General features: G+C 71.0%; 11 protein-coding genes and 1 pseudogene. 3 read left to right on the plus strand and 9 right to left on the minus strand.

The window, feature by feature from the left end:
• Positions 1-119: 119 nt before the first annotated feature.
• On the plus strand, positions 120-911 hold the full coding sequence (locus tag ACZ6ZQ_RS07245) for a VOC family protein (protein ID WP_469767573.1): 792 nt from the start codon (positions 120-122) through the stop codon (positions 909-911).
• 201 nt (positions 912-1,112) lie between these two features.
• On the opposite strand, the gene ACZ6ZQ_RS07250 is transcribed toward ACZ6ZQ_RS07245, so the two are convergent.
• From ACZ6ZQ_RS07250 to ACZ6ZQ_RS07280, 7 genes are all read right to left on the minus strand, one after another.
• Positions 1,113-2,774: a serine hydrolase gene (locus tag ACZ6ZQ_RS07250; RefSeq protein ID WP_469767574.1), complete on the minus strand. Its 1,662-nt coding sequence runs from the start codon at positions 2,772-2,774 to the stop codon at positions 1,113-1,115.
• A 135-nt stretch (positions 2,775-2,909) separates the two neighbouring features.
• Entirely contained in the window at positions 2,910-3,446 is a 537-nt protein-coding gene (locus ACZ6ZQ_RS07255; RefSeq protein WP_469767575.1) for a GNAT family N-acetyltransferase, read from the minus strand.
• A 103-nt stretch (positions 3,447-3,549) separates the two neighbouring features.
• Positions 3,550-3,744 (minus strand): hypothetical protein, encoded by a 195-nt coding sequence (locus ACZ6ZQ_RS07260; RefSeq protein WP_453668039.1) that lies wholly within the window; start codon positions 3,742-3,744, stop codon positions 3,550-3,552.
• Positions 3,745-3,874: 130 nt separating this feature from the next.
• Entirely contained in the window at positions 3,875-4,753 is an 879-nt protein-coding gene (locus ACZ6ZQ_RS07265) for a phosphatidylinositol-specific phospholipase C/glycerophosphodiester phosphodiesterase family protein (RefSeq protein WP_469767657.1), read from the minus strand.
• 345 nt (positions 4,754-5,098) lie between these two features.
• Complete coding sequence (locus ACZ6ZQ_RS07270) at positions 5,099-6,178, minus strand: acyl-CoA dehydrogenase family protein (RefSeq protein ID WP_469767576.1); 1,080 nt, start codon at positions 6,176-6,178, stop codon at positions 5,099-5,101.
• Positions 6,175-7,362 (minus strand): acyl-CoA dehydrogenase family protein, encoded by a 1,188-nt coding sequence (locus tag ACZ6ZQ_RS07275; RefSeq protein ID WP_469767577.1) that lies wholly within the window; start codon positions 7,360-7,362, stop codon positions 6,175-6,177. Before ACZ6ZQ_RS07275 ends, ACZ6ZQ_RS07270 begins: the two co-directional genes overlap by 4 nt.
• On the minus strand, positions 7,359-8,327 hold the full coding sequence (locus ACZ6ZQ_RS07280) for an NADPH:quinone oxidoreductase family protein (RefSeq protein ID WP_469767578.1): 969 nt from the start codon (positions 8,325-8,327) through the stop codon (positions 7,359-7,361). The genes ACZ6ZQ_RS07275 and ACZ6ZQ_RS07280 overlap by 4 nt, the downstream gene beginning before the upstream one ends.
• 205 nt (positions 8,328-8,532) lie before the next feature.
• Between ACZ6ZQ_RS07280 and ACZ6ZQ_RS07285 the strand changes: the two genes are divergently transcribed.
• Together ACZ6ZQ_RS07285 and ACZ6ZQ_RS07290 are read left to right on the plus strand one after the other, a co-directional pair.
• Complete coding sequence (locus tag ACZ6ZQ_RS07285; protein ID WP_469767579.1) at positions 8,533-9,351, plus strand: hypothetical protein; 819 nt, start codon at positions 8,533-8,535, stop codon at positions 9,349-9,351.
• Positions 9,352-9,480: 129 nt separating this feature from the next.
• A pseudogene (locus ACZ6ZQ_RS07290) lies at positions 9,481-9,637 on the plus strand (carotenoid oxygenase family protein); the annotation flags it as partial.
• A gap of 574 nt (positions 9,638-10,211) precedes the next feature.
• On the opposite strand, the gene ACZ6ZQ_RS07295 reads toward ACZ6ZQ_RS07290, so the two are convergent.
• Entirely contained in the window at positions 10,212-10,967 is a 756-nt protein-coding gene (locus tag ACZ6ZQ_RS07295; RefSeq protein ID WP_469767580.1) for a PIG-L deacetylase family protein, read from the minus strand.
• Positions 10,968-11,013: 46 nt separating this feature from the next.
• On the minus strand, positions 11,014-12,312 hold the full coding sequence (locus ACZ6ZQ_RS07300) for an alpha/beta fold hydrolase (RefSeq protein ID WP_469767581.1): 1,299 nt from the start codon (positions 12,310-12,312) through the stop codon (positions 11,014-11,016).
• Positions 12,313-12,395: the final 83 nt, after the last annotated feature.

Consider the following 12,395-nt stretch of genomic DNA (forward strand, 5'->3'; position numbering starts at 1 on the left):
ATGGACCCGTCCGGAAGTCCGTCCAGCATCCCTGTGTCCCGCAAGTTCGCGATCCCACAAGTCCTCGAACCCGCAAGTTCGCAATTCCGCAATTCCGCACTGAAGAGAGAGTCACCGTCATGGCTGCAGCACCCGAAGGCACGCCGATCTGGGCCGACGCGATGTTCTCCGACGTGGAGGGCGCGAAGACCTTCTACGCCGAAGTCCTGGGCTGGACGTTCGGCGAGGCCTCGTCGGAGTACGGCAACTACACGCAGGCGTACGCGGACGACAAGGCCGTGGCCGCCGTCGTCCCGCCCATGCCCGGCCAGGAGGGACAGTCGCAGTGGTGTCTCTATCTGGCGTCTCCGGATGCCGCCACGACCGCCGAGAAGATCCGGCAGAACGGCGGCACCGTCCTCATGGAGCCCATGGCGGTCGGCGACTTCGGGTCGATGTGCATCGCCCAGGACCCGACCGGTGTCACGTTCGGCGTCTGGCAGCCCGGCACGCACGAGGGATTCGAGGCGACGAACGTGCCCGGCGCCTTCTGCTGGGCGGAGGTCTTCACGCGTGAGCCCGACAAGTCCGACACTTTCTTCCCCGCGGTCTTCGGCTACAACGTGAAGAAGATCGAGGACGAGAACCTCGACTTCAAGCTCTTCGACCTCGGCGCGGACCCCGTCCTCGGCCGGATGAAGATGACCGCGGAGGACTTCCCTCCGGAGGTCCCCTCGTACATCCAGGTCTACTTCACCGTCCCGGACTGCGATGCTGCGGTCGCGACCGCCCGGAAGCTGGGCGGAAAGGTGGTGTTCGGGCCGATGGGCAGCCCCTTCGGCCGGTTCGCGGCGGTGGTCGACCCGCAGGGCGCGGCGTTCGCCGTCATCGATGTCACGACGACCGAGGGCGAGATGCCGAAGATCGCCTGACGTGCGGGGCGGATGCCCGGGGCCGCACTGAATGGTCCCGGGCATCCGCACGTCCTGCTCCCCGCCGGTCCTGCTTGTCCCGGCCCGCTTGCACCGGTCCTGCTTGTCCCGGGTCCTCCCGGTCCTGCCGGTCTACCGGTCCCGGCCGGTGTCGCGGACGGCGACGATGCCGTTGAAGACGCCCCGACAACCCGCCCCGGTTCAGGGGCGGGTGAAGGTGCCGAGGCCGGTCTCGTCGAGATACTCGATGCGGAGCTTGCGGGCGGCGCCCGCGCCGTCGAACACGAAGGTGACGCCGGTCGGTCCGACCGCGTTCTCGCCGGTGGTCGCAAAGCTGAAGGTGTCGCCTGCGTAATGGTTCAGGCGGAACCGCTTCGGCTCCGGCCCGAGTTCGAGGACGAGCCCGTCCTGGTCCGTCGTGACGACGGCCTTTCCGTAGTAGACGTTGTCGTACATCCCGGTGTAGGCGCTGTCGGCTCGGGCGGCCTTCGCGTCGGCAGGCGGAGCGGCGTAGTCCGTCGGAGACCTGCCGGCGTCTTCCTCCTGCTCGTAGACCGCGGCGACGAAGGGCAGCCAGTCGGTGGTGGGCTTGCCGTACTGGGCGGTGTCGAAGAAGTCGAGGGCGACGGAGTCGGCCATGCCGACGGGCTGGCCATTGGTGAGGACGATCATGCCGAGCTGTTCGCCGGGCAGCATGGTCACGTTGGTGTTGGCGCCGAGATCGAAGGCTCCGGAGTGGCTGAGGCGGAGCCTGCCCTGGTTGTCGTAACCGACGTTCCAGCCCAGGCCGTAGAACCCGGTGCGCCCGGCCGGGTCGGGCGGCGGCTGGGAGACGATCTCGGGCAGATGGGTGTGCGCGAGGTTCTCGGCGTCGATGATCTGCCGTCCGTCGAGCTTCCCGTTGGCGAGCTGCAGCCGCAGCCAGCGCGTCATGTCCTTCGCGGTGGAGCTGACGCCGCCGGCGGGTGCCTGGGCGTCCGCGTCCCGGACGAACTTCGCCTGCCAGGTGCCGTCGGCGGTCCTCACATGGGTGACGGCTTTGTTCCTGGCCGCCTCGTAGTCGGCGAACGTGGAGCTGGTGGAGTCCATGCCCGCGGGCGCGTACAGCGTGTCCTCGCCGAGCTTCTCCCAGCTGACGCCCTTGGTGCGGGCGACGGCCTCCGCGGCCGCGGTGAAGCCGAAGTTGGTGTACGCGTAGTCGGCGCGGAACGGGGCGAGCGGCTCGTACCGCAGATGGCTCAGGATGTACGCCTGGTCGTAGCCGAGGTCCTCCAGCAGATCGCCGGCGTGGTCGGGCAGTCCGCTGCGGTGCGACATCAGATCCGTGACGGTGACATGACTGGTCACCCAGGGGTCCTTGAGAGCGAAGCCGGAGACGTGTCCGGCCACCGGTTCGTCCCAGCCGACTCCGTCCTTGCCGTTCTTGCCGTCCTTGCCGACGTTGCCGGCGAGGACGGTGGACGAGATCGGCTTCGAGAGCGAGGCGAGCTGGAAGACGGTGTCGGTGCCCACGACCTCGGGCCGTCCGACATGCCGCTTACCGAACCCCTTGAGATACACCACCCGGTCCTTGTACACCACACCTACCGCGGCGCCGGGCACACCGGTGCGCTTCATCATGCTCTGCACGACGCCGTCGAGCCGGTCCACGGCCCGGTCCACATCGGCCTGGGTGAGCAGCGGCGGAGGCTGGGGCGGGGGTGGCCCGGGGACGTTTTCCGAGGGCGGCGGTGTGGGGCTGGGCGACGGGCCCGGCGCGGCGGCGCCCGAGGCCAGGGCCGTCGCCGCGATCACGAAAGTGGCCAGGCCCGACACAGCGAGTGAGCGGCCTCTGCGCAGAAGCACGCCTTTCGCGGCATGCATACCGTCCATTGAACGCCCGAAGCGGGGCGTTGTCGCCCGCAGTGCGGGGCGCCGGATGCGTGCGCCCTCGGGCACGGGGATGCGGCCCGGCGGAACGGGTACGCAACACCCACACCGTCAGGGCGCTCAACTCAGCTAAGGCTCCTCGTCGGTTGCCAGACGAGCGTGGAGTTCGACGTCGTAACGCACGCCGTCGTAGGCGAGTTTCAGGCGTTGCCGTCCTTCCACGGAGAAGCCCGCGGCTTGGGCGACTCTGCATGAGGCGGGGTTGTTCACGCGATGTCCCAGCTCCAGCCGGAAGAGATCCGCGTCGTCGAAAGCCCAACGGGCGAGAGCGTGGCAGGCCCGTGAGGCGACGCCACTCCCCCGGGCCGTCGACGTCGTCCAGTAGGACACCCATCCGATGGAATGACTCCGGTTCACCGCACCGACGGACACATGTCCCAGCACGGTGTCGTCCCCGTCGACCACGGCGAAGGCGAACGCAGACCCAGCGGTCCACTGCTCGCGACGCTCCGCGATCCACCGCTCGGCGGCCTGGACCGAATCCACGGGCTCGGTCGCCTGCCCGCGCATGAGGGGATCCGCGAACGCGGTCGTCACGGACAAGGCGTCCCCCACTGCCCACTTGCGCAGCACCAGGCCCGAAGGAGCTTCCACACGATCACGCACGACGCGAGTCTGCCTCCGTACGCATCGTTCTGTCATCTCGATTACCGGTCGGTCTGCGGCCCTTCGGCCGGTCAAGGGCCGGCGACGGCGGCTGCGCCCGCGGTCAGGGCTTGAGCTTGCCCACCACCTCCGCCGTCGCGGACACACCGTCGTGAATGGTGGGCGCCATGCTCGTGCCCGCCAGGAAGAACCCGAGCAGGGCGCACACCAGCGCATGCGAGAGCTTCAGCCCGCCGTTGCGGAGGAAGATCACCGCAAGGACGAGCAGCAGAAGCACCACCGAAATCGAAACAGCCATGGCCGGCCTCCCTCCGCCGCATGGGGATATGCGGCCTTCGGGCGCCAGTGTGGCGGAGTGGAGGCGCCGAACGGCCGACTGGCGTGTCCGCCGATCGGGTGGTCGTCAGATCCGTTGTTGACCCCGGCCGTTACCGCTGCGGCCAGCGGTTGTGGGTGCGGAGGAATCGTTGCAGGCCGGCGAGGTCATCGGTGTTGATGTGGTCGAGTCGGGCAGCGAGCAGCTCCGTCCACACGGCGTCGCGGGCGGCACCCGGTACGTCGGGAGTGGCCCAGAAACGGACACGCTGCCCACGGGCGTGGGCAGTGGAGACGATGGAGCCCAGCCGCGCCCGCTCGGTGTCGGGGAACGGGCCGACGCCCTGCCAGGTGAAGCTCTGTGTCCAGTTGCTGGAGATCAGCGGGATGAAGGAGGCGGGCGCGGGAGCGGGAGCGGCGAGGTCGTCGAGGCGTCCGTCGTAGAAGGCGTGGCGGACGGACTGCGCCTCCATGGGACCCCGGGCGGCCCGGTCCCCGGAGACGACCGGGGTGACGGCGCCGAGGTGCACGGTGCCGTGGGCGTAGGTGCTCAGCATCCGCCGGTACGCACGCAGTTGACGGTGGAGTTCGAGATAGGTGTTCACGCCGTCGTTCTTGATGTCGACGAGGAGCTGCACCGGCCTGTGGTAACCGCGGTACACGGAGCCGTGGTTGGCCTTCACCCGCTCCAGCAGCGGATCCAGATAGAGGCGACGCAGGGTGCGGGTGGGGTCGAGCTGGGCGGGTTCGTGGGCGACGAGGAGCTCCCCGTCGACCAGGAAGATGTCGGCCTCCAGGCTGGTGAAGCCGTGGTCCAGGGCATCGTGGAGGGGCCGGGTGTGGAGGTAGTCGTTGTGGGCGTGCGCCCGGCGCAACGGGTGGACTCTGCCGCTGCGCCCGGCGGCCTGGGCCGGTACGGAGGGTGCGGCGACGGCGCCGGCGAAGGCGGCTGCGATCGTGGTGACGGCACGGCGACGGGTGGTGCGGACCATGGTGCCTCCGGGCTCTGCGGGACGGACGGGAGTGCGGGACACGGCGAGTATCCGTGCCGCACGCCCTCTCCGGGCAGGGTGCGGGGAAGAGTTCGGCCATCCGTCACCCGGCGATCAACCAGCGTGTCCCTCAGGCGGATTGGCCGGCGTGAGAAGGCATGTCGCCGTCGGAGGCGAGCAGGCCCCCGCGGTGACGGCCGGAGTCGGGCCGTCACCGCGGCGGCCATGCCGCGTGGGTCGTACGGGCGGTCATGGGCCCCGCCCCTGCTCGGCACCGGCAGGGGTGGGCGGCCCGGCGCCCCCTAAGGGCTGTCCGGGGTCGCCCGGACAGGACCTACCGGGTCATCAGGGGGCGGGCAGCGAGACCAGGTCCGCCAGCAACTCCTTGTGGCGGCCCGGCGTTCCGAGTGCGATCTCGTCCGCCTTGGCACGCTTCAGATAGAGGTGCGCGGGGTGTTCCCAGGTCATACCGATACCGGCGTGCAGCTGGACGCACTCCTCGGCGGCGTGCACCGCGACCCGGGAGCAGTAGGCCTGCGCGACGGAGACCGCGAGCGGTGCCTCGGCACTTCCCTTGGCGAGCGCGTCCGCCGCGTTACGGGCGGCTGCCCGGGCGTTCACGACCTCCAGCCACAGCTGCGCCATGCGGTGCTTCAACGCCTGGAACGAGCCGACGGGCCGGTTGAACTGGTGCCGCTCGCGCGTGTACCGGACGGTTTCCTCCAGACACCACTCGGCGAGCCCCAACTGTTCCGAGGCCAGCAGCCCGGCCCCGGCGAGCAGCCCGCGGCGCACGGCGGCCCGGGCCGTCTCCGCGTCGGCGAGCCGGGTACCGGCATTCTCCCCGGCGGTGACGGAGGCGAGCGGACGGGTCAGATCGAGCGCGGTCTGCGGCGTGACGGCCGCTTCGCCGCGCTCCACCGCGTGGAGACCGTCCGGCCGCACCACGAGCAGGACGTCTGCGATCGCGGCGTCGGCCACACCGGTGACGGTCCCTTCGGGCAGCTCTGCGCCGGGGGTGGCGGAGAGCGGGAACGCGAGGACCGCGACGGTACGGCCGGTCGCCAGGTCCCCGAGCAGCCCGGCGACGTCCTCCGCCTCACTGTCGAGGGCGAGAAGCACCTCGGTGGCGATGACGGAGCTGGTGAGATACGGCGCAGGGGTGACGCCCCGGCCGAGCTCCTCCAGCACCACCGCGGCCTCACGGTGGGTGGCACCCTGGCCGCCGAGCTTCTCGGGTACGAGGAGCCCCGCGGCGCCCATGTCCGCGGCCAGGGACTTCCACAGCGCGGGATCGCCGGGGCTCCCGGTCTCGATGCGGGCGAGCAGGCCTGCGGCGTCGGCGCGGTCGGTGAGCAGGGAGCGTACGGCGGCCCTCAGGTCGTCCTCGGCCTCGGAGTAGAGAAGGTCGGGCTGTGTGCTCATCGCGCGAGGTCCTTCCAGGCGACGTCCTTGTCGTTGCGCGGCTCGGCGGGCAGTCCGAGCACCCGTTCGGCGACGATGTTGAGCAGTACTTCGCTCGTGCCGCCCTCGATGGAATTGCCCTTGGAACGCAGGTAGCGGTATCCGGCGTCCCGTCCGGTGAAGTCGACCAGCTCGGGGCGGCGCATGGTCCAGTCGTCGTACAACAGACCTTCCTCCCCGCGGAGTTCGACCTCGAGGCCGCTGATCTCCTGGTTGAGGCGGGCGAAGGCGAGCTTCATCCCGGAGCCCTCGGGTCCGGGCTGGCCCGCGACGAGCTGCTGACGCAGCCGCTCGCCGGTGAGCCGGGCGACCTCGGCCTCCACCCAGAGGGTCAGGAGGCGCTGGTGCAGATCGTGGGTGCGCAGCTCGGGGCGGTCGCGCCAGGTCCGCGCGACGGGGCCGATCATTCCGCCCTCGCGCGGCAGGCGCATTCCGCCGATGGAGACGCGCTCGTTCATGAGGGTGGTCTGGGCGACCTTCCAGCCGTCGCCGACAGAGCCGAGGCGGTGCGCGTCGGGGATGCGCACGCCGGTGAGGAAGACCTCGTTGAACTCGGCCTCGCCGGTGATCTGGCGCAGCGGCCTGACCTCGACGCCGGGGTCGGTCATGTCACAGAGGAAGTAGGTGATGCCGCGGTGCTTGGGAGCGTCCGGGTCGGTACGGGCGATGAGGATGGCCCACCGGGCGAGGTGCGCGCTGGACGTCCACACCTTCTGGCCGGTGACGAGCCAGTCGCCGTCAATGCCGTCCCGTACCGCGCGGGTGCCGAGGGCGGCCAGGTCGGAGCCTGCACCGGGCTCACTGAAGAGCTGGCACCACACCTCCTCGCCGACCCAGAGCGGGCGCAGGAAGCGCTGCTTCTGCTCGTCGGTGCCGTAGGCGAGGATCGTGGGCGCGGCCATGCCGAGGCCGATGCCGATCCGGCGCGGGTCGTTGTCGGGGGCGCCCGCGGCTTCCAGTTCGGCGTCGACGACGGCCTGGAGCGAACGGGGGGCGTCGAGTCCGCCGAGGCCCGTGGGGTAGTGGACCCAGGCGAGCCCGGCGTCGAAGCGGGCACGCAGGAAGTCGGTGCGGGCGGTGGTGGCGGGCGGATACTCGGCGAGCAACGTACGTGTGCGCTCGCGCAGTTCGGCGGCGTCGGTCATGCGACGGCTCCTTCCGGGAGGACGACGAGCCGGCCGGTCGTGGTGCCGTCCGCGACGCGCTGGACGGCGCCCGCGGCGTGCTTGAACGCGACCCGCTCGCTGATCAGTGGCTTGATCAGGCCCTTGGCTGCGTAGTCGGTCAGCGTCTCGTGGCAGCGCAGGACTGACTGCGGGTCCTTGTAGTTGTAGAGGCCCCAGTGCAGGCCGACGATCGAGTAGTTCTTCACCAGCGCGTGGTTGAGCGCGGGGCTGGGGATGGTGCCGCTCGCGAATCCCACGATCACGATGCGGCCCTCGAAGGCCACGCACTTGGCGGACTTGGCGTATGCGTCCCCGCCCACGGGGTCGAAGACGACGTCGGCACCGCGCCCGCCGGTGGCCTCCTTCACGGCGGCGACGATGTCGTCGCTGCGCCGGTCGATGACCACGTCGCAGCCCAGCTCGCGCGCCACGGCGGCCTTCTCCGGCCCGCCCACGACGCCGATGACGGTCGCGCCGGTGGCCTTGCCGATCTGTACGGCGGCGCTGCCGACACCGCCCGCGGCGGCGTGGACCAGCAGGGTCTCACCCTCCTTGAGCCCGGCCCGGCGGTGGAGTCCGAAGACGGCGGTCTGGTAGCCGATGTGCAGGGCGGCGGCCTCCGCGTCGTCGAGGGCCTCGGGCGCGGGCAGTACGGCGGCTGCGTCGGCCAGGACGTACTCGGCGAGACCGCCGTACGGCAGTGCGGGAGTGGCGATGACGCGGCGGCCGTCCTCGGTCTCCCCGCAGATCTCGACGCCCGGGGTGAACGGCAGCGGCGGCGTCACCTGGTACTGGCCGCGGCAGAGGAGCGCGTCGGGGAAGTTGATGTTCGCGGCACGCACCTTCAGCAGGAGCTGCCCCTCGCCCGGCTCCGGCCGGTCGACCTCTTCGAGACGCATCACCTCGCCCGGCTCGCCGTTCCGGTGCACTCGCCATGCCTGCATTTCGGGGCCTCCGCGATGTAGGGCGTACCACTGCTCCAGCGCATACTAAGCGGTCGCTTGCCCTCCTGGGAACAGTCGGCTCAGCCAGTCTTCGGCCGTGTCCGTACCGGCCCACCGGCGGCGAGCGGCCACACGTCGCGCGACGACACCCCAGCGGGCAGGCTGGACAGTGGGCCGCCACCGGAAGGGCGTGGTGATGAACTCCATGGCTGACACCGCGGTGGGGCATCGCCTCGCCGGCTTCCTCGACAACCCGATCACGGGAATGCTCCCGTGGATCCTGTTCTCGGTCCTGGTCGGCCCCGGCCGGTACGAGTTCTCCGTCGTCATCGCCCTCGCCATCGCCGTCGTCCTCGTGATCCTCGGCCGGCTGCGGCGCCCGCACAGCTCGCTGAAGATCCTCGAAGTCGCGGACGTGGTCTTCTTCGCGGTCCTCGCCGTCATCGGACTGATGGCCTCACCGGGCACGCTCCAGTGGCTGGAGACGTACGCCGGCGAGGTCTCCAACACCGCGCTGACCGTCATCGCCCTCGGCTCCATGGCCCTGCGGGTGCCCTTCACCGTGCAGTACGCGCGCGAGCAGGTGCCCCGCGAGTACTGGAACACATCCACCTTCATGCACACCAACTACGTGATCACGGGCGTGTGGGGCCTCGCCTTCCTGGTGGCGGCGATCGCGGGCGCCTACGGCGACATCGTGCTCCGCAACTCCGACAACATCTGGACGAGCTGGATCATTCAGATCGGGGCGATCATCGTCGCACTGCGCTTCACCGACTGGTATCCGGACGTCGTACGCGAGCGGGCCGCAGGCGGCGCCCCGGCTTCCGGCAGCCCGACCTCGGTGGGCGCGCTGCTCGCTCCGCCGGCCGGCTATCTCGTGCCGGTGGGCATCGTCGTGCTGGCCTTCGACGCCGGACCGGCCTGGCTGGGCATCGCCCTGATCGTCGCCGGAGTGCTGCTCGTGCGCGCGTTCACGTCGGGTGACGAGCCGGACGAGGGGCGCCGCCGCGACCTCGGGTGACCGGCACCGACCCGGACCCAGTGCGTGGCCTCCGGAAGAATCCTCATCCGGCCCGGACACCGGGACCGGTGACCGACGGCCTGGTGCGGGCGGTCGTCGACCCGGCGAAGGCACGATACGACGCACCATCTGACGTACGCGACGGACCGCACCGACGCGACGAGCCGGATGCCGGTCGCCCCGGCCGGCGATCCGGCCTCGGGCCCGGTGGCCCGTGTCCGCGTCCGTACCCCCGTGCGGGTGGCGTCCCGGTCTGCACGGGATCGGGCTTCCCACCGAGGAGTAGGCCGTGTTTGAGAACTCCCGCCTGACACGCGACGCCTGACACGCACTCCCCCGTAGCCCTTCGGGCACGGGAGGTGCCCCCACGCTGCGTTGTCGGAGTCATCCACGTACGTCCAGTACGAGGATGATCTCCCCCCAGCTACCGCTGGGAGGTGCCCCCACCGCCTTGCGATTGCACGCACCGGACGCCGCGAGCCCCGCCCTACGGGCGGACGGCGCCAGTTCTCAAACACGGCCTAGTGCCCCTCCCGGCAAGCTTTGCCCTGTCGCGGCACTAGCCGCCGCCGATCGGCGCACGGGCATGGAGGTTTGCGCGGGCAGCCGGTATCGATGCGGCCATGACGGATGACGGCGTCACGCAGCCCGCCCTGTCCCGCCCGCGCGGGCTTCCCGGCCTGCCCGGCCCTCCGCCGCGCGGCGCGAGCGCGCTGCCCGCAGGGACGTACGACGGGGCGACGGTCCTGGTCACCGGGGGCGGATCGGGGCTCGGCAGGGCGATCGCCGAGGAGTTCGCCCGGCTCGGCGGTCCAGTGTGTCGATCATCGCCCGCCCCCGCACATGCTCCTGACGGTACGTCAGAACTGCTCGAAGCTGAAGAGCTCGAAGGTCACGGCGGGCCGCCCGCCGAAGCGCTGGGCCGCCGCCCGTGCGTTGCCGTACAGGAAGTCCCGGCAGTAGTCCTCGGGGTGTTTGTCGGTGAGCGCCTCGATGTAGGTGCGATGCTCCAGCAGGGAGTGGACCGAACGCTCGAGCCCTGGGGTCGCGTCCACCGCGTGCGTGGGCGTCGCGGAGCCCGCGATCGCCACCCAGCGCACCCCGCCCCACGGCTCGAGGCCCTGCTCGGTGCGGAGTTCGGGAAAGATCCACCGGTTGCCGGCGTCGGCGACCGCGTCCAGAGTGGCACGGCCGACGGCGCGGTGGTCCGGTGTGTTCCACGCGCCGCCGACTGCGGAGCCCCAGGTGTCCCGGTGGTTGAGCGTGATGACCAGCTCGGGGCGGTGCCGCCGGATCGCGGCGGCGATGTCCCTGCGCAGCCCGGTGCTGTACTCGATCACTCCGTCCCGGTGGTCGAGGAACTCCACGGTGGACACCCCGACGACGGCCGCGCTCGCCCGCTGCTCCCGTTCGCGCAGCGGTGCGCAGACGGCCGGTTCGATGCTGTCGATACCGGCCTCGCCACGGCTGGCGAGCAGGTAGGCGACGTCCTTGCCGCGGTCCGTCCATCCGGCGACGGCCGCGGCGCAGCCGTACTCGAGATCGTCGGGGTGGGCGACGACGGCAAGCGCGCGCTCCCAGTCGTCGGGCATCGCTTCGAGCTGAGGTTCGGTCATGCGGGCAGCGTATCCGCGGGTCCGGCGGCTCTCCTGCCCTTTGTCCCTACACCTCGTCGCGGACCAGGGCCAGCAGCCGGTCCAGGACGCGGGGCCCGGAGGCGCGGACGCCGTCGTGCTCGTACTCGTCGGTGACCCAGGTGCGCAGTCCGTGGATGGTGCGTGCCGTCGCGAGGGAGTGCTCGATGTCGACGTACATGTCGTCGTGGTAGACGGCGGCGGCGACCGGGACGTCATTGGCCGCGAGGCGTTCCACGTCGTAGAGCGCGGGCCAGTCGGTGCGGGCGGCGAGGATCTCGGCGGCCTCGCGCAGTGGCCGCAGGGCGGGGTCGGTCTCGAAGTGCCAGGGATGCACGGACTCTCCCGTGAACAGCAGCGGCCCGTCCCCCGCCAGTGTCTTCGCCGGGTCGAACTGCGGGAACTCGGCGCGGACCCGCTCGGCCGCCCAGGACGTGGGCGCCTTGCCCTGGGCGTAGATCGCCTCGTGCAGTACGGCGTACAAAGGATGCCGGGCGTAGGACAGCGCTGCGAGGACACCTTCCTGGAAGGTGTCGGAGAGTTCGTCCCCGGCCGCCGTGCGGACGAACGCGTTCTCCAGCAGATAGTGCAGCTGGTGGCTGCCGTCGCCGGTGCCCAGCTGGATGCCCAGCGACTGGAACGCCTCGGGTGTGAGCACATATCCGCCGGGGAGCACGGTCCGGTGCTCGGCGAGGTGTTCGGCGATGCGCCGGGCGCGTTCGGCATCCTGCGGGTAGCGGGCGTAGTGGGCCTCGTTCTTGCGCTGGATACGGGGATACGCGGCCCGGTACACGTCCTCGGCGCAGGCGTCGAGCGAGGGCAGCCCACCGGTGATCAGGACGGTCCGCAGCCCTTCCGGCGCGGTCGAGAGGTAGTGGGTGGCGCAGAATCCGCCGAAGCTCTGCCCCAGCACGGTCCAGCGCGCTCCACCGGTCAGCTGCCGCCGCACCGCTTCGCAGTCGAGGACGATGCTGTCGGCGCGGAAGTGCACGAGGTAGCGGGCCTGCTCCTCGGGCCCGCCGCGCAGGGGCAGGGTCTGCCGGTTGGCGGGGGTGGAGAGCCCGGTGCCGCGCTGGTCGAGCAGCAGCACCCGGAACTCCTGCACCGCGCGCCCCAGCCAGGCCTGCTTGCCGGGAAAGCGCCGCGCTCCGAAACCGGGCCCGCCCTCCAGGTACACCAGCCAGGGCAGCTCGGCCCCGGCCCGGGCGCTCGACACGACCTCGCGGCCGTACAGTCCGATCTGCTCCCCCGACGGGTCGGCGTGGTCGAGGGGGACGGTGAAGTGGCGGTCCGTGAGGACGAGGCCCGGCTGCCGGTAGCTGGTCAACGCTGCTCCTGCTCTGAGTCGTGCTGATAGGCCCCCGCCCGCCCAGTGCATCACATGGGCGGGCGGGGGTCGCACCGAGGCGG

The organism is Streptomyces sp. NPDC053673 (genome assembly GCF_055585225.1).